This window comes from Streptomyces sp. NPDC020780 (assembly GCF_044334475.1).
In the GTDB taxonomy this organism is placed as follows: Bacteria; Actinomycetota; Actinomycetes; order Streptomycetales; family Streptomycetaceae; genus Streptomyces.
The window spans coordinates 565,683-586,971 of the sequence record NZ_JBIRTB010000003.1; the positions used below are offsets into that span (position 1 = coordinate 565,683).

At 71.7% G+C, this 21,289-nt stretch carries 21 protein-coding genes; 14 read left to right on the plus strand and 7 right to left on the minus strand.

Features of this window, described 5'->3' with window-relative positions; all coding sequences use genetic code 11:
- Window positions 1-44: 44 nt before the first annotated feature.
- Window positions 45-1,406, plus strand: coding sequence for an NAD(P)/FAD-dependent oxidoreductase (locus ACH4VO_RS08520; RefSeq protein WP_360984424.1), 1,362 nt, complete (start codon window positions 45-47; stop codon window positions 1,404-1,406).
- A 64-nt stretch (window positions 1,407-1,470) separates the two neighbouring features.
- On the opposite strand, the gene ACH4VO_RS08525 is transcribed toward ACH4VO_RS08520, so the two are convergent.
- Both ACH4VO_RS08525 and ACH4VO_RS08530 read right to left on the minus strand, forming a co-directional pair.
- Window positions 1,471-3,006 (minus strand): ATP-dependent DNA ligase, encoded by a 1,536-nt coding sequence (locus ACH4VO_RS08525; RefSeq protein WP_360984422.1) that lies wholly within the window; start codon window positions 3,004-3,006, stop codon window positions 1,471-1,473.
- Between the two features lie 69 nt (window positions 3,007-3,075).
- Window positions 3,076-3,867, minus strand: coding sequence for a metal-dependent hydrolase (locus ACH4VO_RS08530; RefSeq protein ID WP_360985051.1), 792 nt, complete (start codon window positions 3,865-3,867; stop codon window positions 3,076-3,078).
- 154 nt (window positions 3,868-4,021) lie between these two features.
- Here ACH4VO_RS08530 and ACH4VO_RS08535 point away from each other — a divergent pair, with 154 nt between their 5' ends.
- Together ACH4VO_RS08535 and ACH4VO_RS08540 are read left to right on the plus strand one after the other, a co-directional pair.
- Window positions 4,022-6,535: a DUF3516 domain-containing protein gene (locus tag ACH4VO_RS08535; protein ID WP_360984419.1), complete on the plus strand. Its 2,514-nt coding sequence runs from the start codon at window positions 4,022-4,024 to the stop codon at window positions 6,533-6,535.
- A gap of 38 nt (window positions 6,536-6,573) precedes the next feature.
- On the plus strand, window positions 6,574-7,449 hold the full coding sequence (locus ACH4VO_RS08540; protein ID WP_360984416.1) for an acyl-CoA thioesterase II: 876 nt from the start codon (window positions 6,574-6,576) through the stop codon (window positions 7,447-7,449).
- A 14-nt stretch (window positions 7,450-7,463) separates the two neighbouring features.
- Here ACH4VO_RS08540 and ACH4VO_RS08545 read toward each other — a convergent pair whose 3' ends face one another.
- Window positions 7,464-7,694 carry a DUF6011 domain-containing protein gene (locus ACH4VO_RS08545; RefSeq protein ID WP_360984413.1) on the minus strand — a complete coding sequence of 77 codons (231 nt, stop codon included), beginning with the start codon at window positions 7,692-7,694 and terminating at the stop codon, window positions 7,464-7,466.
- 159 nt (window positions 7,695-7,853) lie between these two features.
- On the opposite strand from ACH4VO_RS08545, the gene ACH4VO_RS08550 reads away from it, so the two are divergent.
- The 3 genes from ACH4VO_RS08550 (at window position 7,854) to ACH4VO_RS08560 (ending at window position 10,388) form a co-directional block, all read left to right on the plus strand.
- Window positions 7,854-9,191, plus strand: coding sequence for a chloride channel protein (locus ACH4VO_RS08550; RefSeq protein ID WP_360985048.1), 1,338 nt, complete (start codon window positions 7,854-7,856; stop codon window positions 9,189-9,191).
- Window positions 9,192-9,321: 130 nt separating this feature from the next.
- Window positions 9,322-9,864 carry a GNAT family N-acetyltransferase gene (locus tag ACH4VO_RS08555; RefSeq protein ID WP_360984410.1) on the plus strand — a complete coding sequence of 181 codons (543 nt, stop codon included), beginning with the start codon at window positions 9,322-9,324 and terminating at the stop codon, window positions 9,862-9,864.
- A 32-nt stretch (window positions 9,865-9,896) separates the two neighbouring features.
- The gene (locus ACH4VO_RS08560; protein ID WP_360984407.1) at window positions 9,897-10,388 is read left to right on the plus strand and encodes a glutathione peroxidase; all 492 of its coding nucleotides are present in this window, start codon (window positions 9,897-9,899) and stop codon (window positions 10,386-10,388) included.
- Window positions 10,389-10,454: 66 nt separating this feature from the next.
- Here ACH4VO_RS08560 and ACH4VO_RS08565 read toward each other — a convergent pair whose 3' ends face one another.
- On the minus strand, window positions 10,455-11,681 hold the full coding sequence (locus tag ACH4VO_RS08565) for an acyl-CoA dehydrogenase family protein (protein WP_360984404.1): 1,227 nt from the start codon (window positions 11,679-11,681) through the stop codon (window positions 10,455-10,457).
- A 173-nt stretch (window positions 11,682-11,854) separates the two neighbouring features.
- Between ACH4VO_RS08565 and ACH4VO_RS08570 the strand changes: the two genes are divergently transcribed.
- A complete protein-coding gene (locus ACH4VO_RS08570; RefSeq protein WP_360984401.1) occupies window positions 11,855-12,505 on the plus strand; it encodes a TetR family transcriptional regulator in 651 nt (216 codons plus the stop codon).
- A 13-nt stretch (window positions 12,506-12,518) separates the two neighbouring features.
- Here the strand turns inward: ACH4VO_RS08570 and def are convergent, their stop codons facing one another.
- Window positions 12,519-13,064 carry a peptide deformylase gene (gene def, locus ACH4VO_RS08575; protein WP_360984398.1) on the minus strand — a complete coding sequence of 182 codons (546 nt, stop codon included), beginning with the start codon at window positions 13,062-13,064 and terminating at the stop codon, window positions 12,519-12,521.
- A 114-nt stretch (window positions 13,065-13,178) separates the two neighbouring features.
- Between def and ACH4VO_RS08580 the strand changes: the two genes are divergently transcribed.
- From ACH4VO_RS08580 to ACH4VO_RS08600, 5 genes are all read left to right on the plus strand, one after another.
- Complete coding sequence (locus ACH4VO_RS08580) at window positions 13,179-14,417, plus strand: MurT ligase domain-containing protein (protein ID WP_360984396.1); 1,239 nt, start codon at window positions 13,179-13,181, stop codon at window positions 14,415-14,417.
- A 34-nt stretch (window positions 14,418-14,451) separates the two neighbouring features.
- Window positions 14,452-15,180: a glutamine amidotransferase gene (locus ACH4VO_RS08585; protein WP_360984394.1), complete on the plus strand. Its 729-nt coding sequence runs from the start codon at window positions 14,452-14,454 to the stop codon at window positions 15,178-15,180.
- 204 nt (window positions 15,181-15,384) lie between these two features.
- Complete coding sequence (locus ACH4VO_RS08590; RefSeq protein WP_360984391.1) at window positions 15,385-16,410, plus strand: 6-phosphofructokinase; 1,026 nt, start codon at window positions 15,385-15,387, stop codon at window positions 16,408-16,410.
- 111 nt (window positions 16,411-16,521) lie between these two features.
- The gene (locus ACH4VO_RS08595) at window positions 16,522-17,469 is read left to right on the plus strand and encodes a cytochrome c oxidase assembly protein (protein WP_360984388.1); all 948 of its coding nucleotides are present in this window, start codon (window positions 16,522-16,524) and stop codon (window positions 17,467-17,469) included.
- A 66-nt stretch (window positions 17,470-17,535) separates the two neighbouring features.
- Window positions 17,536-17,694 (plus strand): hypothetical protein, encoded by a 159-nt coding sequence (locus tag ACH4VO_RS08600; protein WP_360984385.1) that lies wholly within the window; start codon window positions 17,536-17,538, stop codon window positions 17,692-17,694.
- A 313-nt stretch (window positions 17,695-18,007) separates the two neighbouring features.
- Here ACH4VO_RS08600 and ACH4VO_RS08605 read toward each other — a convergent pair whose 3' ends face one another.
- Together ACH4VO_RS08605 and ACH4VO_RS08610 are read right to left on the minus strand one after the other, a co-directional pair.
- Window positions 18,008-18,295, minus strand: coding sequence for a DUF6343 family protein (locus tag ACH4VO_RS08605; protein WP_360984382.1), 288 nt, complete (start codon window positions 18,293-18,295; stop codon window positions 18,008-18,010).
- 111 nt (window positions 18,296-18,406) lie between these two features.
- The gene (locus ACH4VO_RS08610) at window positions 18,407-18,808 is read right to left on the minus strand and encodes a ChaB family protein (protein ID WP_360984379.1); all 402 of its coding nucleotides are present in this window, start codon (window positions 18,806-18,808) and stop codon (window positions 18,407-18,409) included.
- A gap of 466 nt (window positions 18,809-19,274) precedes the next feature.
- On the opposite strand from ACH4VO_RS08610, the gene ACH4VO_RS08615 reads away from it, so the two are divergent.
- Window positions 19,275-19,988, plus strand: coding sequence for a lysophospholipid acyltransferase family protein (locus ACH4VO_RS08615; RefSeq protein WP_360984376.1), 714 nt, complete (start codon window positions 19,275-19,277; stop codon window positions 19,986-19,988).
- Between the two features lie 66 nt (window positions 19,989-20,054).
- Window positions 20,055-21,206, plus strand: coding sequence for an NAD-dependent epimerase/dehydratase family protein (locus ACH4VO_RS08620; RefSeq protein WP_360984373.1), 1,152 nt, complete (start codon window positions 20,055-20,057; stop codon window positions 21,204-21,206).
- Window positions 21,207-21,289: the final 83 nt, after the last annotated feature.

Here is a 21,289-nt window from a genome sequence, read left to right on the forward strand (position 1 = left end):
GCAGGCGAGCGATGACCGCGTAAGCCCGAGAAGGGACGCACACCGTGGCACGACCCAGGATTCTCGTTGTCGGCGCCGGCTTTGCCGGGATCGAGTGCGTGCGCCGGCTGGAACGCAGTCTCGCCCCCGGCGAGGCGGACATCACGCTCGTCACACCGTTCTCGTACCAGCTGTACCTGCCGCTGCTCCCGCAGGTGGCCTCCGGGGTCCTGACCCCGCAGTCGGTCGCCGTCTCCCTGCGCCGGAGCCGTCGTCACCGCACCCGGATCGTGCCGGGCGGGGCCATCGGGGTGGACACCAAGGCGAAGGTCTGCGTCATCCGCAAGATCACCGACGAGATCGTGAACGAGCCGTACGACTACCTCGTGCTGGCCGCCGGCAGCGTCACGCGGACGTTCGACATCCCCGGTCTCGTGGACAACGCCCGCGGCATGAAGACGCTGGCCGAGGCGGCCTACATCCGCGATCACGTCATCTCCCAGCTCGACCTGGCGGACGCCAGTCACGACGAGGCCGAACGGGCCTCGCGGCTCCAGTTCGTCGTGGTCGGCGGTGGTTACGCGGGCACCGAGACGGCCGCGTGTCTGCAGCGGCTCACCACGAGCGCCGTCCGGCACTACCCGCGGCTGGATCCGAAGCTGATCAAGTGGCACCTGATCGACATCGCGCCCAAGCTCATGCCCGAGCTCGGCGACAAGCTCGGGCTCAGCGCCCTGGAGATCCTGCGCAGGCGCGGCATCGAGGTGTCGCTGGGGGTCTCGGTCGCCGAGGCGGGGCCCGACAAGGTGACCTTCACGGACGGCCGGGTGCTGCCCTGCCGCACGCTGATCTGGACCGCGGGGGTGGCGGCCAGTCCGCTCGTCGCCACGCTCGACGCCGAGACGGTGCGCGGCCGGCTGGCGGTGACACCCGAGATGTCGCTGCCCGGCGCGGACGGCGTGTTCGCGCTCGGCGACGCGGCGGCGGTCCCGGACCTGGCCAAGGGTGACGGAGCGATCTGCCCGCCCACCGCGCAGCACGCCATGCGCCAGGGGCGCGCGCTGGCCGGCAACATCATCGCCTCCCTGCGCGGCACGACGCTGCAGCCCTACGTCCACAAGGATCTCGGTCTCGTGGTGGACCTCGGCGGCAAGGACGCCGTCTCCAAGCCGCTGGGCATCGAGCTGAAGGGTCTGCCCGCGCAGGCCGTGGCGCGCGGCTACCACTGGTCGGCGCTCCGGACCAACGTGGCCAAGACCCGGGTGCTGACCAACTGGATGCTCAACGCGATCGCCGGGGACGACTTCGTGCGGACGGGCTTCCAGGCCCGCCAGCCCGCGACCCTGCGGGACTTCGAGTACACGGACGCCTACCTCACCGCGGAACAGATCCACGCGCGTACGGCGTCGGCGGGCGGGCACGGCTGAGCCGGCCGTTCGGCCCACGGTCCCTGCCCCGGCTCCGGCCCCTGCCCCCGGGCGGGGGCCGCCGTCATGTCTGACGTGACAGCACGGTCTCGACCGTGTCCGCCTCCTGCGGCGGCTTGTCCTCGCGGTAGCCCAGCACCCGGGCGAAGCGCAGGGTGACTCCCGCCGGGTAGCGGGTGGAGCGCTGCAGCCCGTCGTAGGCGATCTCCACGACGAGTTCCGGACGCACGGTCACCACGTGCCCGTCGTCGCCGGTGGACAGTTCCTGGAGCCGTTCGGTCTGCCAGGCGAGCAGGGTGTCCGTCAGCCCCTTGAAGGTCTTGCCGAGCATCACGAACGTGCCGTCCTCCTGCCGTGCCCCCAGGTGCAGGTTGGACAGCTTCCCCGTGCGCCTGCCGTGGCCCCACTCGGCGGCGAGCACCACCAGGTCCAGGGTGTGTACGGGTTTCACCTTCAGCCAGGACGCGCCGCGCCGGCCGGCGCTGTACGGCGCGGCCTCTCCCTTGACCACCACGCCCTCGTGTCCCCGCGCCAGGGTCTCCTCGAAGAACGCCACGGCGGCCTCACGTGCCGCACCGTCCGAGGGGTCCGCCACGGTGACGCGCCGTACCCGCATCGGCGCGGGCACCAGCGCCGCCAGTTCGGCGTGCCGCTCGGAGGCGGGGAGGTCCAGGAGCTCGCGTCCGTCCACGGCGAGTACGTCGAAGAAGACGGGGCTGACGGGGACCGCCGCGGCGGCGGTGGCCACGTCCCGGCGGGAGCCCACCCGCGAGGCGGTCTCCTGGAACGGGCGGGGCCTGCCGTCGTCGTCGAGGGCGAGGGCCTCGCCGTCCAGGACGAAGCTTCCGGCGCGGAAACCGGCGGCCGCGGTGACCAGTTCGGGCAGCCGGTCGGTGATGTCGTCGAGGGTGCGGGTGTAGACGCGCACCGTGGGGCCGTCCCGGTGCACCTGCACCCGGATGCCGTCCAGTTTCTCCTCGACGGCGCAGGGTCCCAGCTTGTCGATGGCCTCGGTGACCGAGCGTGCCGTGTGCGCCAGCATCGGCAGGACCGGCCGGCCTACGGTGAGCCGGAAGGCGGCGAGCGCTTCCGGGCCGTCCGCGAGCAGCGCCCGGGCGACGGCCTGCAACGAGCCGCCCAGCATGACGGCACGCCGCACGTCGGCGGGGGGCGCCCCGGTGGCGGCGGCCAGGGCGTCGATCGCCACGGCGTCCAGCGCTCCCTGGCGTACCTCGCCGGTGAGCAGGCTCCGGAGGAAGTGCTGTTCCTCCGCGGTGGCGGCCGCGAGGAGCCGCTGCAGGCGGTCCTTGCGTGCGGCCTGGGAGCCCGGGCCGGTGAGCGCCCCGATCGCCGACAGTTCCGCGTCGGTCCCGGCCACGGTCAGCGAGGGTGTGTCCGCGGGTGCCACCGGATCGCCCAGGGCGCTCCACCCGATGCCGAGCCGCCCCTGCGGGAGGCGTCCGGCGAGGTAGGGGATGACGATCGGGACGTCGTCGGGCCCGGCCTCCCGGAAGAGTCCGGCCAGCAGGCCGGTCTTCCGGGTCCGTGCCGACGCCGCGGCGACCTCCAGGGACACGTGGGCGAGCCGGGCGAGCAGCATGGGTTCATGGTGCTACACCGCGGCCGGTCGTGGCTGGGGGCACACCGTCCGGCGGAGACCGTGCGGCGGTCAGATGAGGTTGAGGGCCGCGGCCCCGCCCACTCCCCCGAGCACCATGAAGGCGGGCGTCAGCACCTTGAGCTCCACCCAGCTCCCCGCCCGGAAGCGCATGGCCTTCGGGGGACCGACCGGGTACCAGCGCTTGCGGCCCAGCGGGATGGGCCACAGGATCGGGCAGCCTGAGACGGTCAGTGCGTCTCCGATGTCGTGGACGAGGGCGCCCAGGACGATCGGGAGCCCGAGCCAGAGGTACTCCTGGCCGGGCGCGTCGAACAGCCAGCCCGAACCGTTGCCCGGCTGGTCGAGCACTCCCGCGAGGATCCATGCGCTGGTGGCGCCCAGCAGCCACACGAGGACGTCGCTGGAGACCCTGGCCGCCCGCCACAGCAGTCCCTCGACGGCGAGCACCAGGTGGACGAAGAGGATGCCCAGGACCGCCCACCGGCCGCCGAGGACGGCGGCGGCGGAGGCTCCGCCGCCTATCAGCACGGCCCACAGCCAGGTGTGGGTGAGGGTGCGGTGGCCGCCGTTCCTGCGTGGGTCGCCGGGCCCCCGCGTCGCCTTGTAGACGGCGTACGAGAGCTTGTCGACGATCTCGCACATGGTCTTGGAGACCGGTCCGAAGGCCCGCGAGATGGTGGCGGACTTGTGGTCGAGGTCCGGGGCGAGTGCGGCGCCCGCGCAGATCAGCGCCCCCACGGCGAGGACGGGCCAGGGCATGGTGTGGCCCGCGGCGGCGGCCGCGGCGCCCACGCCCAGCCAGGCTGCCGCCCCTGACAGTGAGTGTGCCGGTCCCATCATGGCTGTTCCCGCCCCCATCGTGATCCGGCCCGTGCGCGGCCGGGCCGCCACTGCCTTGGCAGGGCGGCCGAGTTGAGTGGGCAGCGTATCGTCCGTGATCATCGCGTCGTCCTCCGGTTCTCCCATCCGGACACCGGGCAGGCAAGATGGGGGTGTGACCCTTATCGATCAGCTGCCCCCGACCGCCGACCCGGACGCCCTCTTCGAGGCCTTCTCGTCATGGACCGAATCGCAGGGCATCACCCTCTACCCGGCTCAGGAGGAGGCGCTGATCGAGGTGGTCTCCGGCGCGAACCTGATCCTCTCCACCCCCACCGGCTCCGGAAAGAGCCTGGTGGCCGCGGGTGCCCATTTCACGGCGCTGGCCCAGGACAAGGTGACGTTCTACACCGCTCCGATCAAGGCGCTGGTCTCGGAGAAGTTCTTCGACCTCTGCAAGCTCTTCGGCACGGAGAACGTCGGCATGCTGACCGGTGACGCCTCGGTCAACGCCGACGCGCCGGTCATCTGCTGTACGGCGGAGGTGCTCGCCTCCATCGCGCTGCGGGACGGCAGGTACGCCGACATCGGCCAGGTGGTGATGGACGAGTTCCACTTCTACGCGGAGCCGGACCGGGGCTGGGCCTGGCAGATCCCGCTGCTGGAGCTCCCGCAGGCGCAGTTCGTGCTCATGTCGGCGACGCTCGGCGACGTCTCGATGTTCGAGGAGGACCTGACCCGCCGCACCGGGCGGCCGACCTCCGTGGTGCGTTCGGCGACGCGGCCGGTGCCGCTGAGCTACGAGTACCGGCTGACCCCGATCACGGAGACGCTGACGGAGCTGCTGGACACCCGGCAGGCACCCGTCTACATCGTGCACTTCACCCAGGCCGCGGCCGTGGAGCGGGCGCAGTCGCTGATGAGCATCAACATGTGCACGAAGGAGGAGAAGGAGAAGATCGCCGACCTGATCGGCAGTTTCCGCTTCACCACCAAGTTCGGCCAGAACCTCTCCCGCTTCGTGCGCCACGGGATCGGCGTGCACCACGCCGGGATGCTCCCCAAGTACCGCCGGCTCGTCGAGAAGCTGGCGCAGGCGGGCCTGCTGAAGGTGATCTGCGGTACGGACACCCTGGGCGTCGGCGTCAACGTGCCGATCCGGACGGTGCTGTTCACCGCCCTCACCAAGTACGACGGCACCCGGGTGCGCACGCTGCGGGCGCGGGAGTTCCATCAGATCGCCGGCCGCGCGGGCCGGGCGGGGTTCGACACGGCAGGGTTCGTCGTCGCGCAGGCGCCGGAGCACGTCATCGAGAACGAGAAGGCCGTCAAGAAGGCGGGCGACGACCCCAAGAAGAAGCGCAAGGTGGTCCGCAAGAAGGCCCCCGAGGGCTTCGTCGCGTGGTCGGAGACCACTTTCGACAAGTTGATCCAGTCCGAGCCGGAGCCGCTGACCTCGCGCTTCCGGGTCACGCACACGATGCTGCTCTCGGTGATCGCCCGCCCGGGAAACGCCTTCGACGCGATGCGGCACCTGCTGGAGGACAACCACGAACCGCGCAAGGCGCAGCTGAGGCACATCCGGCGGGCCATCGCCATCTACCGGTCGCTGCTGGACGGCGGTGTGGTGGAGCAGCTCGCCACGCCGGACGCCGAGGGCCGGATCGTACGGCTCACCGTCGATCTCCAGCAGGACTTCGCGCTCAACCAGCCGCTGTCCACGTTCGCGCTGGCCGCGTTCGACCTGCTGGACGCCGAATCCCCCTCGTACGCCCTGGACATGGTCTCCGTGGTCGAGTCGACCCTCGACGACCCGCGGCAGATCCTCGCCGCCCAGCAGAACAAGGCGCGGGGTGAGGCCGTCGGGCAGATGAAGGCCGACGGCGTCGAGTACGAGGAGCGGATGGAACGGCTCCAGGAGGTCACGTACCCCAAGCCGCTGAGCGAGCTGCTGTGGCACGCGTACGACGTGTACCGCACCAGCCACCCGTGGGTGAACGACCACCCGGTGTCGCCGAAGTCGGTCATCCGGGACATGTACGAACGGGCCATGACCTTCACGGAGTTCACCTCGAACTACGAGCTGGCCCGTACCGAGGGGATCGTGCTGCGCTATCTGGCGAGCGCGTACAAGGCCCTCGAGCACACCATTCCGGACGACCTGAAGTCGGAGGACCTGGAGGACCTGATCGCCTGGCTCGGCGAGATGGTGCGCCAGGTGGACTCCAGTCTGCTCGACGAGTGGGAGCAGCTGGCCAACCCGGAGGTGGAGACCGCCGAGCAGGCGCAGGAGCGGGCGGACGAGGTCAAGCCCGTCACGGCCAACGCCCGTGCCTTCCGGGTCCTGGTGCGCAACGCGATGTTCCGCCGGGTGGAGCTGGCCGCGCTGGACCGGGTTCGCGACCTGGGCGAGCTGGACGCCGATTCCGGCTGGGACGAGGACGCCTGGGGCGAGGCGATGGACGGCTACTGGGACGCGCACGACGACCTCGGCACCGGGCCGGACGCGCGCGGCCCGAAACTGCTGAAGATCGACGAGGACCCGGAGCACGGTCTGTGGCGGGTGTGGCAGGCCTTCGCCGACCCGGCCGGGGACCACGACTGGGGTATCCGGGCGGAGGTCGATCTGGCGGCCTCCGACGAGGAGGGGCGGGCGGTCGTCCGGGTCACGGCCGTGGGTCAGCTGTGACCGCCCACCGACCCGGGGAAGAAGTGGAGACACACCGGATGACGAGCCCCGCCGAGCGCCTGGTCGACCTCCTCGACCTGGAACGGATCGAGGTCAACATCTTCCGCGGCCGGAGCCCGGAGGAGTCCCTGCAGCGGGTCTTCGGAGGGCAGGTCGCGGGACAGGCGCTGGTCGCGGCCGGTCGCACGACCGACGGCGACCGCCCCGTCCACTCGCTGCACGCCTACTTCCTGCGGCCCGGCCGCCCGGGCGTGCCGATCGTCTACGACGTCGAGCGGGTGCGGGACGGCCGGTCGTTCACCACCCGCCGGGTGACGGCCGTGCAGCAGGGCCGGACGATCTTCACTCTCACGGCGTCGTTCCACCGGCCGGAGGAGGCGGGTTTCGAGCACCAGTTGCCGCCCGCCCGTACGGTCCCCGGACCCGAGGAGCTGCCGAAGGTCGCCGACGAGGTGCGCGAGCACCTGGGCGCGCTGCCGGAGGCCCTGGAGCGGATGGCCCGGCGGCAGCCCTTCGACATCCGCTACGTCGACCGGCTGCGCTGGACGCGGGAGGAGACCAGGGACGCGGATCCGCGCAGCGCGGTGTGGATGCGCGCGGTCGGGCCGCTCGGGGACGACCCGCTGGTGCACACCTGTGCGCTGACGTACGCGAGCGACATGACGCTGCTGGACGCCGTCCGGATCCCGGTGGAGCCGCTGTGGGGGCCGCGCGGCTTCGACATGGCGTCGCTGGACCATGCGATGTGGTTCCACCGGCCGTTCCGGGCCGACGAGTGGTTCCTGTACGACCAGGAGTCGCCGATCGCCACGGGTGGCCGGGGGCTGGCCCGGGGCCGGATCTACGACCGCGAGGGGCGGTTGCTGGTGTCCGTGGTGCAGGAGGGGCTGTTCCGGCGGCTCGACGGCGCGTAGGGCCCCGGCCCGGGTCAGGTGCCCGGGAGCGGGTCCTGCTCCACCTCGTGCCGGCGGGTGCGGATGTCCGGTCCGGCGGGGTGCAGTTTGGCGTCGCAGGCGGGCCCGAGGCCGGTTCGCCGGGATTCCGCGCCGGTGAGGGGGCGCCCGCACAGGGCGCAGCGCACCGGCCGGCGAGGGGCGGCCGGGCGTAGCTCGGGCGGTGGCTCGGGGAAGAGCCCGGGCAGGGGCGGGGACGACTCCATCCGCGGATCCTCTCAGCCTCCCGGGTGCCCGCCGCACGCGGACCCGGCGCCCCTCCCCAGCGGGTACATCACAGACAGAACACCACATCGTGGTATCACCGTGGGGAGCCTGCGGAACGCCGTGTTCCGGCGGGGCCGGACACCGAGGAGACCATGAGCATGTCGGCCGATCCGGGAGCGCCGGGCACGCAGCCGCCGGATCCCCTCACGGTGGTACGCAGCCGGAGCTACGCGGCTCTCCTGGTCATGGTGGCGGTGCTCGGCGCCCCCATCTCGGCCGCCGCCTTCGGTTTCCTCGCCCTCGTCCACGAGCTCCAGACACTGACCTACGGCGATCTGCCCCGTGCGCTCGGATTCCACGGCACGCCGTCCTGGTGGCCGGTGCCACTGCTCGTCGCGGCCGGACTGCTGACGGGCCTGGCCGTCCGGCATCTCCCGGGCACCGGCGGGCACAGGCCGGCCGAGGGCATGGCGGTGAAGGCCGGGCCTCCCACCCCTGCGGAGCTCCCCGGCATCGCGCTCGCCGCGCTGGCCTCTCTGGGGCTGGGCGCGGTGCTGGGCCCGGAGGCGCCGCTCATCGCCCTGGGGGGTGGGCTCGCCGTGTACGCCGTACGTCTGGTCAGGCCCGGAATCGATCCCGGCGCGGGCGCCATCGTGGCGGCCTCCGGAAGCTTCGCCGCCGTCAGCGCCCTGCTGGGCTCGCCGCTCCTCGGCGCGTTCCTGCTGATGGAGGCCTCCGGCCTGGCCGGGATGACGCTCGGCCTGGTCCTCGTCCCCGGGCTGCTGGCCGCCGGCATCGGCTCGCTCATCTTCGTCGGCCTGGGTGCGTGGACGGGGCTGGGAACGTACTCCCTGACCCTGCCCCACGTACCGCACGCCGGTCCGCCCACCGTCGCCGAGTTCGGCTGGGCCGTCGCCCTCGGGCTCGCCGCGGCCTTCGTCGGCGCGGGGGTGCGGCGGTTGTCGCTGTCCCTGCAGAAGCGGGCCGGGCAGCGGGTGGTGACGGCGGGCATGGCGGCGGGTGCGGTCGTCGGTGTTCTCGCGCTCCTGTACGCCGAGAGCACGGGTGAGAGCCCGTCGCAGGTCCTGTACTCCGGCCAGGAGGCCTTGGGCGGTCTCGTCGCCCCGGGCGCCGGGTACTCGGCGGGCACACTCGTGCTTCTCCTCGTGTGCAAGGCTCTCGCGTTCTGCGCGTCGCTGAGCGCCCTGAGGGGCGGCCCCGTCTTTCCCGCGATGTTCGTCGGAGCGGCCGGCGGCCTGGCCCTCTCCCATCTGCCCGGCCTCGACGTGACCGCCGGTTTCGCGATGGGCATCGGTGCCATGTCCGTGGCGATGCTGAGACTTCCGATGACCTCGGTGCTGCTGGCCACGCTCCTCCTGGGAGGCGAGGGCATCACCGTCATGCCGCTGGTGATCGTCTCCGTCGTGGTGGCGTACGTCTCGACGCTCAGACTGGACCGGCCCCCGGCGGAGGCTCACGCCTCCTCCCCGGGGTGACCTGGACCGACCTCTCAGCCGAGACGTGCGCTGCCCCGGGCCCTGAGCCGGTCCGTCACCCTGATGATTGTCCTGCCATGACATCGCCCTGCCGCGCCCTCACCGGCCGTGCACACGAAAGGCCCGCTCCATGACCGAGATCGTCCCTGTCTCCGGCCCCGAACTGGTCACCTACGCAGATGAGTTGGCGGCCCTGCTGATCGAGACCGTCGAGGAAGGCTCCTCGGTGGGATTCCTCGCGCCGCTCGACCGGGCCACCGCCGCCACGTGGTGGCGGGCGCGTGCCGCCTCGGTGGAGGCGGGACGGCACCAGGTGTGGATCGCCCGGGACGGCGGACAGGTGGTCGGCACGATCGGGCTGGTCAAGCCCGCCCTGCCGAACGCCCGCCACCGGGCCGAGGTCGCCAAGCTGATGGTGCGCCCCGCGGCCCGCGGGCACGGCATCGGCCGGAGCCTGCTCACGGCCGCCGAGCGGTCGGCGGCCGAGGAGGGGCTGACCCTGCTGATCCTGGACACCGAGACGGGGAGCCCGGCCGAGAAGCTCTACCGCTCGGCGGGGTGGACGGAATGCGGTTCCGTCCCGGAGTACGCGGGCGACCCGGCGGGTGTCCTCAGGTCGACCACGTTCTACTACAAGGCCGTCGGTCCCGTGGCGCCCGAGCCGTCACAATGAACAGCGACGCCACGCCTACGAGGAGGACCTCCATGTCCCTGCACGACATCCCGCTCCGCACCCTCACCGGTGAGCCGACCACCCTGGGCGCCTACGAGGGTTCCGCGGTGCTGGTGGTCAACGTGGCCTCCCGGTGCGGCCTCACCCCGCAGTACGCGGGTCTGGAGCGGCTGCAGAAGGAGTACGGGGACCGCGGCTTCACCGTGCTCGGGGTGCCCTGCAACCAGTTCGCGGGCCAGGAGCCCGGCACCGCCGAGGACATCCGGACCTTCTGCTCGACGACGTACGGGGTCAGCTTCCCGCTCCTGGAGAAGACCGACGTCAACGGCGAGGACCGGCACCCGCTGTACGCGGAGCTGACGAAGATCGCCGACGCGGAGGGCGCGGCGGGCGACGTCCAGTGGAACTTCGAGAAGTTCCTGATCTCCCCGGCCGGCGAGCCGGTCGCCCGGATCCGCCCGCGGACCGAGCCGGAGGCTCCCGAGGTCCTCGCGGCCATCGAGGCACACCTCCCGCAGCAGTGACGGGCGCGAAGGGCCGGACCGGCATCCGGTCCGGCCCTTCGCGCGCCCGTGGGGCTGCCTCCGCCCTCAGCGGATCGGCATCCCCGACAGGGTGCGGGCGATCACCAGACGCTGGATCTCGCTCGTGCCTTCGAAGATGGTGTAGATCGCCGCGTCCCGGTGCATGCGCTCCACGGGGTACTCCCGGGTGTAGCCGTTGCCGCCGAGGATCTGCACGGCCTGGGCGGTGACGGACTTCGCCGTCTCGCTGGCGTAGAGCTTCGACATCGACCCCTCCGCCGCGGTGAACGGCTTGCCGGCGCTCGCCATCCAGGAGGCGCGCCACACCAGCAGCCGGGCTGCGTCGATCTGCGTGCGCATGTCGGCCAGCTGGAAGGCGATCCCCTGGTTGTCGATGATGGGGCGGCCGAACTGGGTCCTGGTCCTCGCGTAGTCGAGGGCGACCTCGTAGGCGGCGCGGGCGGTCCCTACGGCCATCGCGCCGACGGCCGGGCGGGAGGCCTCGAACGTCGCCATCGCCGCGTTCTTGACGCGCTCGCCGCCGGCCGCGGCGCGCTCGCGGGCACGGGCCAGGCGCTCGTCGAGCTTCTCCTTGCCGCCCAGCAGGCAGTGGCCGGGGACCCGGACGTCCTCGAGGACGACTTCGGCGGTGTGGGACGCGCGGATGCCGTGCTTCTTGAACTTCTGCCCCTGGGAGAGGCCCGGCGTGGCCGGCGGGACGATGAAGGAGGCGTGCCCCTTGGTCCCCAGCTCCGGGTCGACGACCGCGACGACGACGTGCACGTTGGCGATGCCGCCGTTGGTCGCCCAGGTCTTGGTGCCGTTCAGGACCCACTCGTCCTTGGCGGCGTCGTACACCGCACGGGTGCGCATGGAGCCGACGTCCGAGCCCGCGTCCGGTTCGGAGGAGCAGAAGGCGGCGACCTTCACGTCCTCGGCGTCGCCGTACATCTGCGGGATCCAGGTGCCGATCTGCTCCTCGGTCCCGTTGGCGAGGACGCCGACGGCGGCCAGACCCGTACCGACGATGGACAGGGCGATGCCGGCGTCGCCCCAGAAGAGCTCCTCCATGGCCATGGGGATGCCGAGCCCCGTAGGGTCGAAGAACTGCTGGGCGTAGAAGTCGAGGGAGTAGATGCCCACCTTGGCCGCCTCCTGGATGACGGGCCAGGGCGTTTCCTCACGCTCGTCCCACTCCGAGGCGGCCGGGCGGATCACGTCGGCGGCGAAGCCGTGAAGCCAGTCGCGGACCTGCTTCTGGTCATCGTTGAGCTCGAGCGTGAACTCGGCCATGTTCCCTCCATGCACTTCGGATCAACCGTGCGTTACTGACGGTAACACCAGTCTGTTACCAGCAAGTAGACACTGTCAACCGGCCAGCCGCCGATCCGCGCACCGGCGGGCGGGGTGTTAGGTTTCCCGGGCGTCAGGAGCGATCGCGGGACAGCCGGGGCGGGAGACACACCATGGAGACCACACGAGGGGCGGAACGGCAGCGGACGGCGGCCGAACGGCGGCGCCGGGAACTGCTCGAGGCCGCGGACCGCGTGGTGCTCAGGGACGGCCCGCAGGCGTCGATGAACGCGATCGCCGCAGAGGCCGGGATCACCAAACCCATCCTCTACCGCCACTTCGGCGACAAGGGCGGCCTCTACCGCGCGCTCGCCGAGCGCCACACCGACGCCCTGCTCAGCGCCCTGCGAGCCGCGCTCGACGCCCCCGCGGAGCGGCGCGAACGCGTCGAGGCCACGCTGGACACCTACCTCGCCGCGATCGAGGCCCGTCCCCAGGTCTACCGCTTCCTGATGCACCCCTCGGACGACGCGGCCCCCTCCACCGAGCAGGGCTTCGACGTCGGCCGGCACTCCGCTCCCCTGCTGCGCCGCCTCGGCGAGGAACTCGGCAAGGTGATCGCCGAACGGGTCGACCTCGGCCCGGACAGCGAGCGGATGGCCCGCATCTGGGGCCACGGCATCGTCGGCATGATGCACGCGGCCGGCGACTGGTGGCTGGGCGACCGCCCGTGCACGCGCGAGGAGTTGGTGCGCAGTCTCGCCGACCTCCTCTGGGGCAGGCTGGCCGGGGCGGGCGATCTGCCGGGCGGTCCGGGTTTCTGAGGCGGGGCGGGCCTCAGCCGGTACGCGCCCACGGCGCCCGCCGGGCCGCGCGCAGCGCCCTGGAGCGGCGCAGCCCGGTCAGCCGGTCCGTGTAGACCCGGCCGTCGAGGTGGTCGCACTCGTGCTGGAGGCAGCGGGCGAACCACCCCGTACCCGTGACCCGCACGGGCTCCCCCGTCACGGACCTGCCCTCGACCACGGCGCGGTCGAAGCGCGGGGTACCCGCTTCGAGGCCCGGGAGTGAGAGGCATCCCTCCGGGCCGCGTACGGTGATCCCGTCCGCCTCGACGAGGACCGGGTTGACCACGTGGCCCAGATGCCTCACCTCGTCGTCGTCCGGGCAGTCGTAGACGAACACCTTGAGCGGCACGCCGATCTGGTTGGCGGCGAGCCCCACGCCCTGGGCGGCGTACATGGTGGCGAACATGTCCTCCACCAGCTGGACGAGCGCGGGGCCGAAGTCGGTGACGTCCTCGCACGGACTGTGGAGCACCGGGTCCCCGAGCACGCTCACGGCGTGCACGAGTCCGGAACTGCCGGGGATCGGGCGGTTTCGCATGGGCAGAAGCGTACGTTCCACGTGACCTCCACGTTCCGCCCGGTGCCGCGGTGCGGCCGTCGGCCCGGACATCGATAGGCTGGGCGCGGACCGATGCAAGGAGGATCTAGGACGATGGCAGGCAACACGGAGCCGTTGTCGCCGCGGGCCAAGCTCGCCGTGACGGCGGGCAAGGCCGCGGCGGCGGTGTCGCGCGCTGCGGGGCGCGGCAGCGGATCGGTGATCGGCGGCCGGGTGGCGCTCAAGCTCGACCCCGACCTGCTGGGGCGGCTGGCGCAGCACTTGGACGTGATCCTCGTGTCCGCGACGAACGGGAAGACGACCACCACGCGGTTGATCGCCGAGGCGCTCCGCGCCGCCGGCCCCGTCGTGTCGAACGCCCTCGGCGCCAACATGCCGGCGGGGATCACCTCCGCGCTGGCGGGCGGCTCGGACGCGAAGTACGGCGTGATAGAGGTGGACGAGAAGTACCTCGCCGGGGTGGCCCGGGACACCACACCCAAGGTGATCGCGCTGCTCAACTTGTCCCGCGACCAGCTGGACCGGGCGGCCGAGACGCGGATGCTGGCCGAGCAGTGGCGTGAGGGCCTCTCCGGCTCGAAGGCCGTGATCGTGGCCAACGCGGACGACCCGCTGATCGTCTGGGCCGCTTCCTCCTCGCCCAACGTGGTGTGGGTCGCGGCGGGACAGGCGTGGAAGGACGACGCCTGGTCGTGCCCGTCGTGCGGCGGCGTGATGCAGCGCCCGGGTGACGACTGGTTCTGCGGCGAGTGCGGTTTCCGCCGCCCCGCGCCGAGTTGGGCGCTCAACGGCGACTACGTCCTGGACCCGCACGGTTCGGCGTGGCCGATCCACCTGCAGCTCCCGGGCCGGGCCAACAAGGCCAACGCGACCAGTTCGGCTGCCGTGGCCGCCGTCTTCGGCGTACCGCCGCAGGTCGCCCTGGAGCGCATGTACCAGGTGCAGGCGGTCGCGGGCCGCTACGACGTGGTCTCCTTCCTCGGCCGCGAGCTGAGGCTGCTGCTGGCGAAGAACCCGGCGGGCTGGCTGGAGACGTTCTCCCTCATCGATCCGCCGCCGACCCCGGTGATCCTGTCGGTGAACGCCCGCGGCGCGGACGGCACGGACACCTCGTGGCTGTGGGACGTCGACTACACCCAGCTGTACGGCCACCCGATCTTCGTACTGGGTGACCGCAAGCTGGACCTGGCGGTCCGGCTCGAGGTGGCCGGACTCGACTTCCGCGTCTGCGAGACCCTGGACGAGGCCGTCCAGATGGCCCCGCCCGGCCGCATCGAGGTCATCGCCAACTACACCGCCTTCCAGGATCTGCGCCGTCGTGTCGGCAACTGACCCCCGCGCGGGCCACCCCCGGAGAGGACGAAGCATGAGCAACAACGGCCTGCGGCTGGTGTGGGTCTATCCCGACCTCCTCAGCACCTACGGCGACCAGGGCAACGCCCTGGTGGTGGAGCGCCGGGCACGGCAGCGCGGTCTCGACGTGGCGCGCGTGGACGTGCGCAGCGACCAGCCGATCCCGACGTCGGGCGACATCTACCTGATCGGCGGCGGCGAGGACCGGCCGCAGCGGCTGGCCGCGGAGCGACTGCGCCGCGACGGCGGGCTGAGCAGGGCCGCGTCCAACGGCGCGATCATCTTCTCGGTCTGCGCGGGCTACCAGATCCTCGGCCACGAGTTCATCAACGACCTCGGCGAGCGGGAGGCCGGCCTCGGCCTGCTCGACGTGGTCTCCACGCGCGGCGAGGGCGCGCGCTGCGTCGGGGACGTGCTCGGCGACATCGACCCGAACCTCGGGCTCCCGCCGCTGACCGGATTCGAGAACCACCAGGGCGTCACCCACCTGGGTCCGACCGCCAGGCCCTTCGCCCGCACACGGATCGGCCGGGGCAACGGGACGGGCGACGGTACCGAGGGCGCGTACAACGACACGGTGTTCGGCACGTACATGCACGGTCCCGTGCTGGCGCGCAATCCGTTGATCGCGGACCACCTGCTGAAGCTGGCGCTCGACGTGAACGCGCTGCCGCCGACCGACGACCGGTGGTACGAGGCCCTGCGCGCCGAGCGGATCGCCTCGGCGACGCAGCCCGCCTGAGGTCGCCCGCACCGGCGCGGCCACCCACGGGGTGGCTCCGCCGGTGCCGGCCGTCCACGCCCGGGAGGTTTCGTGGACGGCCGCGGGGCGTCCAGCAGTCGGACGGTGGGTTCGGTCCCGCCACCTTGCGCCGGTAGGGTGGCGGGGATCCAACCGGACGACGTGGTCCGGTCGTCGGCCCACGTTGCAAAGGTTCCCCGGGCAATGCGAATTGGTGTGCTCACCTCCGGCGGCGACTGCCCCGGCCTCAACGCCGTCATCCGCTCCGTCGTGCACCGCGCGGTGGTCGACCACGGCGACGAGGTCATCGGCTTCCACGACGGCTGGAAGGGCCTCCTCGAGTGCGACTACCGCAAGCTCGACCTCGACGCGGTCGGCGGCATCCTCGCCCGGGGCGGCACGATTCTCGGCTCCTCCCGGGTCCAGCCCGCTCATCTGCGTGACGGGGTGGAGCGGGCCCGCGGCCACGTCGCCGACCTCGGCCTCGACGCGATCATCCCCATCGGCGGCGAGGGCACGCTGAAGGCGGCCAATCTGCTCTCCGAGGCGGGGCTGCCCATAGTCGGCGTGCCCAAGACCATCGACAACGACATCGCCTCCACCGATGTGACGTTCGGCTTCGACACGGCCGTCGGGGTGGCGACCGACGCGCTCGACCGGCTGAAGACGACCGCCGAGTCGCACCAGCGGGTGCTGATCGTCGAGGTCATGGGGCGTCACACGGGCTGGATCGCCCTGCACTCGGGCATGGCGGCGGGCGCGCACGCCATCGTCGTCCCCGAGCGGCCCTTCGACATCGACGAGCTGACCTCGCTCGTGGGTCGGCGGTTCTCGGACGGCAAGAAGTTCGCGATCGTCGTCGTCGCGGAGGGCGCCAAGCCGCGGGAGGGCTCCATGGAGTTCGACCAGGGCAAGACGGACATCTACGGCCACGAGCGCTTCGCCGGAGTGGCGACCCAGCTCTCCGGTGAGCTGGAGCACCGCCTCGGCAAGGAGGCCCGCCCGGTGATCCTCGGACACGTGCAGCGTGGCGGGACCCCGACCGCGTACGACCGGGTCCTCGCCACCCGGTTCGGCTGGCACGCGGTGGAGGCGGCGCACCGCGGCGAGTTCGGCATGATGACGGCGCTGCGCGGCACGGACATCACGATGGTCCCGCTCGCCGTGGCGGTGGAGACCCTGAAGACGGTTCCGGCCGAACGTTACGCCGAGGCGGAGTGCGTGCTCTGACGGACACGAGGTCCTACGAACCGCCCCCGGCCGCATCAGCGGCCGGGGGCGGTTCTACTCTGGACCGGACAACCGGCACGAAACGGGGACGTCCCCAGCGGGAGTGAACAGATGGATCACAGCGGGCACGGCATGAACATGGACCTGCCGCCGTTCACGCTGGGACGTGGGCTCGAATTCTCCGCGGACCCCTTCTTCCTGATCGGCTGCGTGGCCGCGCTGGCCCTGTACGGCTACGGAGTACTGCGTCTGCGCAGGCGGGGCGACGCGTGGCCGGTCAACCGGCTGGTGTTCTTCGTCATCGGCGTGCTGTCCATCGCCCTGGTGATGTGCACCGGCCTCAACGACTACGGCATGCTCATGTTCAGCGTCCACATGGTGCAGCACATGATCATCAGCATGGTGTCGCCGATCCTGCTGCTCCTGGGCGCCCCGGTGACGCTGGCGCTGCGGGCGCTTCCGGTGGCGGGGAGGGGCCGCACCGGTCCGCGCGAACTGCTGCTCAAGCTGCTCCACAGCCGCTACATGAAGATCATCACCCATCCGGTGTTCACGATCCCGCTCTTCATCGCGAGCCTGTACGGCCTCTACTTCACTCCGCTGTTCGACTTCCTGATGGGCTCGAAGACCGGTCACGTCGTGATGATGGTGCACTTCCTCGCGGTCGGCCTGGTGTTCTTCTGGCCGATCATGGGCGTCGACCCCGGACCGCACCGCCCCGGCTACGTGATGCGGATGCTGGAACTCTTCGCCGGTATGCCGTTCCACGCGTTCTTCGGAATCGCGCTGATGATGGCGAGCCAGCCGATGGTGAAGGCGTACGAGAATCCGCCGGCCTCCCTCGGGATCGACGCGCTGGGCGATCAGTCCGCGGCGGGGGGCATCGCCTGGGCCTTCAGCGAGATCCCGTCCGTGCTGGTGCTGATCGCCCTGGTCTTCCAGTGGTACCGCTCCGAGCAGCGGACGGCCAAGCGTTCCGACCGTGCCGCGGACCGGGACGGCGACCAGGAGCTGCACGCGTACAACGCGTATCTGGCCTCCCTGCAGGCCCGGCAGTAGCGGTGGAGGTGCCCGCCGGGTGACCATGGCTCCGACGGCCGTGCGGCCGGTGAGGAGCGTGCGCTCATGCCTGGATCCACGAAGACCATGGGAGTGCTCACCGTGGGAACGCTCGTCGCGGTGACGGCGTACACGGTGGCTCTGGGGAGCAACGGCTGGCTCTGGTTCGGCTGGGTGGTGCTGGGGCTGGCCACCGTGGGGATGCTCGCCACCCGCGACGTCTGACCCCGGTGGATGGGTGCCCACCCGCCGTGGCCGGCCGGGCCGGTGGACGGCCTGACGGCCCGGTCGAGGTCCGGAACAGCCCCGGGGCCCTCTGAGGGTGGCGGTCCGGTCGTTCCTGCGCTTCCGGAGTGGAAGGCGGCGCGTTCTCCGTGCATCGTGGAACGGGAGGCCGGGTACTTCGCCGACCTGGCCCGGCTCCGCGGCGCACCGGCGAGGTCCGGCACCGGGCGCGGGACGACACGTTTCGGCCGTGATCCGCGTGAGCCGTCCATCTGAGGGGGAGCTGCGCCCGGCATCACGGGGCGTTGCCGGTTCAGGGTCGCGTCCCTGAGCGTCTGCGCAGGATGACGACGAGGTCCACGGCGGCGATCACGGCGAACAGGCCGCAGAGCCCTGCGAGCACCGCGAGCGGTGTGGGGCCGGGCGAGTCGTTCGCTCCGGACGACGCGGCCCAGAAGGCGAGCAGCACCGTGAGGGCGATGAACAGCGCCACTCCCCCGAGGGACAGGACGAGGCGCAGGCCGAGGGCGCTGCGCGCGGTGAGCGGCTCCGTTCCCGACCTGCCTCGGGCGGGGCCGGGGGGCGGTGAGGGCTGGGGCACGGTTCCTCCTCGGGGTCATGGGTCGGCGAGGCGGTCGGTCCGGGCGTCGCGTCCGGCCACTGCGCCGTCGGGGCGTGGCTCCGGCCTGCGTGCGCCGCTCGGGGCCGCAGATCAGCTCCTCGCCTGCCGGGTCTTCGACCGGTTCGCCTTGCGCAGCGCTTCGAGCAGTTCGGGCTTGGACATCCGGGACCGCCCTTCGACTCCGAGCCGCTTGGCCACGTCGTACAGATGCTGCTTGGAAGCCGCCTCGTCGACGCCTTCGCCGCTCCGTCCGCCCTGCCGGCGCGGCCGGGCCGACCGGGGATCGGAGGGGCCTTTGCGCCGGTTCTCCTTGCGTTCCCAGTGGTCGCCGACCTTCTCGTACGTGTGCTTGAGCGCGCCGTAGGCCACGCGGTGCGAGCGCTCGCCCTCGCCGTACTGCTCGACGGCGGAATCGTGGGCTTTGATCCACGTGCGCCGGGCGTCCGGCGAGGACCGCTCCAGGGTCGACGGCAGTTCCTGCTTTCCTGGCACCGAAGCCGCCTCTTCCTCCTGCGTGCGTCACGATCGCGCCCGTACAGGCCCTCCTTGACGCGTGCCCAGAAAATCGGGTTCAAGTCGAAATCAACCCATAATTCGCTTTCGCTGGTCGCTCCGGTCCGTTTCTCCGGTCCGTCGCCGGGCACTCGCAACCTGCCGGGTCGTTGCCGCACAGGCGGGCCCGGTCAGGGAAGGGGGGAGGCTGCGCGTCGGAAGTTTCCCTCGGCGGTGTCCAGCCCGGGAAGGCTGGACAGAAGGGCGAGGCGCATCGCACCCCCGGGTGACCGCGAGACGAGGGTCGGCACCGGAGGAGGCGTCGAGGGGCGGCCTCGTGGCATCTGCCGCCGGTCGAGGGGGGCGCGCGCGGGGGTGTGCCTGCCGGGCCGTCTTCTTCCGAGATCACGACCGACCTGGTAGGAACGCAGTCCTGGAGCCGATCAGGCAGACCGAGGAGCCGCCCGTGTTCTACTACGTGCTCAAGTACGTCCTGCTGGGCCCCCTGCTGCGGCTGCTGTTCCGGCCACGCATCGAAGGGATCGAACACATCCCTGAGGACGGGGCGGCCATCGTCGCGGGTAATCACCTGTCGTTCTCCGACCACTTCCTGATGCCTGCGATCATCAGGCGCCGGATCACCTTTCTCGCCAAGGCCGAGTACTTCACCGGCCCGGGCATCAAGGGGCGGCTCACTGCGGCGTTCTTCCACAGCATCGGCCAGATCCCCGTGGACCGGTCGGGCAAGGAAGCCGGCAAGGCCGCGATCCGTGAAGGGCTGGGCGTGCTGAGCAGGGGTGAGCTGCTCGGCATCTACCCGGAGGGCACCCGTTCCCCCGACGGGCGGCTGTACAAGGGAAAGGTCGGGGTCGCGGTCATGGCGATCACGGCAGGGGTCCCGGTCATTCCCTGTGCGATGGTCGGAACGTTCGAGATCCAGCCGCCGGGCCAGACCGTGCCCCGGATCAAGCGGGTCACCATCCGTTTCGGGAAGCCGCTGGACTTCTCCCGCTTCGCCGGCCTCGAGGACCAGAAGGCAGCGATCCGGGCGGTCACGGACGAGATCATGTACGCCATCCTGGGCCTGTCCGAACAGGAGTACGTCGATGAGTACGCGGTCAAGGTGAAGGCGTCGCAGACCGCCGAGCAGCCCAGGAAGTTCCCGCGCCGGCCACGCTGAGCGGGGAATCTGCTCTCGGCCGATCACCCTGGCCCGCGAGGGCGCGGGCGCCGTAGCGTCCTCGTCATGAGCAGAGGACGAGCGTTCGTGCTGGGCGCCACCGGGCAGATCGGGCGGGCCGCAGTGCGTGCCCTGGTGCAGGACGGGTGGGAGGTGACGGCGGCCTCGCGTGGGGGCCGGCGCGACAGCGCCTGGGGCCCGGAGGTGCGCGACGCGGTGTTCGACCGTGAGGAGGACGGCGCGTTCTCCGCCGCCTTGGGTGAGGGCTGTGACGTGCTGGTCGACATGATCGCCTTCGGCGAGGAGCACGCCACCCAGCTGACGGATCTCTCGGACCGGATCGGTTCGGCGGTCGTCATATCCAGCGGCGCTGTGTACGCGGACGAGCATGGCCGCAGCTTCGACACGCAGGACGAGCCCGACGGGTTCCCGCGCTACCCGGAGCCGATCCCGGAGAGCTGTCCGACGGTCGCGCCCGGCCCGGCGACCTACGGCACCCGCAAGATCGCGTTGGAGCGGGCGCTCATGGCAGCCGCCGGCCGGCTGCCTGTGACCGTCCTTCGTGCCGGTGCGGTCCACGGCCCGCACTGCCGTACCCCTCGTGAGCTGTACTTCGTCAAGCGGGTGCTGGACGGCCGTCGTCGCCGGGTGCTCGCCCACGGCGGAAGGAGCCGGTTCGGCCCGGCGCATGTCTCCAACATCGCCGAGATGGTGCGGCTCGCGGCTCAGCGTCCGGGTCCACGGGTCCTGAACGCCGCGGATCCCTACGCCCCGACCGTCGCCGAGATAGGCGAGGCCGTCGACGCGGTCATGGGGTGGCGGACCGAGACGGTGCTGATGGAGGCGGCTGCCCCGCAGCCGGCACTGGGCCGCACCCCCTGGAGCGCGGAGCATCCGGTCGTCTACGACATGACGGCCGCCGGGCGGGAGCTGGGATACGTACCGGTGACGGGCTACGCCGAGTCGCTGCCGGCTACCGTCGAGTGGCTCACCGAACGGCTGCGGCGGAACGCCGGTGACTGGCGCGCCGCGTTTCCCTCGATGGCCGCGGCGTACGACCCGCACGGAGACCTCTTCGACTACGCGGCGGAGGACGCCTGGCTGGCGAGCGGTGAGGCCGGACGGAGCCGAGGAGGGCGGGGAAACGGGGCCGGGGAGATGGGGGCCAGAGAGATGAAGGGTACGGGGAGCGACAGCCGGTCGGGGAACCGGACATGAGCGACCGGCAGGGGACCGCGCCGGGCCGCCGGCGGGTCGGCCCGTGTCGAGCACCGGGAAGGGCGGCCGGACCGAAGTCCGGC

Bases quoted from the DNA above. Each gene is read 5' to 3' on its own strand.
- ACH4VO_RS08525 (WP_360984422.1), bottom strand. From the start codon at position 3,006: ATGCTGCTCGCCCGGCTCGCCCACGTGTCCCTGGAGGTCGCCGCGGCG.
- ACH4VO_RS08530 (WP_360985051.1), bottom strand. From the start codon at position 3,867: ATGATGGGACCGGCACACTCACTGTCAGGGGCGGCAGCCTGGCTGGGC.
- ACH4VO_RS08540 (WP_360984416.1), top strand. From the start codon at position 6,574: ATGACGAGCCCCGCCGAGCGCCTGGTCGACCTCCTCGACCTGGAACGG.
- ACH4VO_RS08545 (WP_360984413.1), bottom strand. From the start codon at position 7,694: ATGGAGTCGTCCCCGCCCCTGCCCGGGCTCTTCCCCGAGCCACCGCCC.
- ACH4VO_RS08550 (WP_360985048.1), top strand. From the start codon at position 7,854: ATGTCGGCCGATCCGGGAGCGCCGGGCACGCAGCCGCCGGATCCCCTC.
- ACH4VO_RS08555 (WP_360984410.1), top strand. From the start codon at position 9,322: ATGACCGAGATCGTCCCTGTCTCCGGCCCCGAACTGGTCACCTACGCA.
- ACH4VO_RS08560 (WP_360984407.1), top strand. From the start codon at position 9,897: ATGTCCCTGCACGACATCCCGCTCCGCACCCTCACCGGTGAGCCGACC.
- ACH4VO_RS08565 (WP_360984404.1), bottom strand. From the start codon at position 11,681: ATGGCCGAGTTCACGCTCGAGCTCAACGATGACCAGAAGCAGGTCCGC.
- ACH4VO_RS08570 (WP_360984401.1), top strand. From the start codon at position 11,855: ATGGAGACCACACGAGGGGCGGAACGGCAGCGGACGGCGGCCGAACGG.
- def (WP_360984398.1), bottom strand. From the start codon at position 13,064: ATGCGAAACCGCCCGATCCCCGGCAGTTCCGGACTCGTGCACGCCGTG.
- ACH4VO_RS08580 (WP_360984396.1), top strand. From the start codon at position 13,179: ATGGCAGGCAACACGGAGCCGTTGTCGCCGCGGGCCAAGCTCGCCGTG.
- ACH4VO_RS08585 (WP_360984394.1), top strand. From the start codon at position 14,452: ATGAGCAACAACGGCCTGCGGCTGGTGTGGGTCTATCCCGACCTCCTC.
- ACH4VO_RS08590 (WP_360984391.1), top strand. From the start codon at position 15,385: ATGCGAATTGGTGTGCTCACCTCCGGCGGCGACTGCCCCGGCCTCAAC.
- ACH4VO_RS08595 (WP_360984388.1), top strand. From the start codon at position 16,522: ATGGATCACAGCGGGCACGGCATGAACATGGACCTGCCGCCGTTCACG.
- ACH4VO_RS08600 (WP_360984385.1), top strand. From the start codon at position 17,536: ATGCCTGGATCCACGAAGACCATGGGAGTGCTCACCGTGGGAACGCTC.
- ACH4VO_RS08620 (WP_360984373.1), top strand. From the start codon at position 20,055: ATGAGCAGAGGACGAGCGTTCGTGCTGGGCGCCACCGGGCAGATCGGG.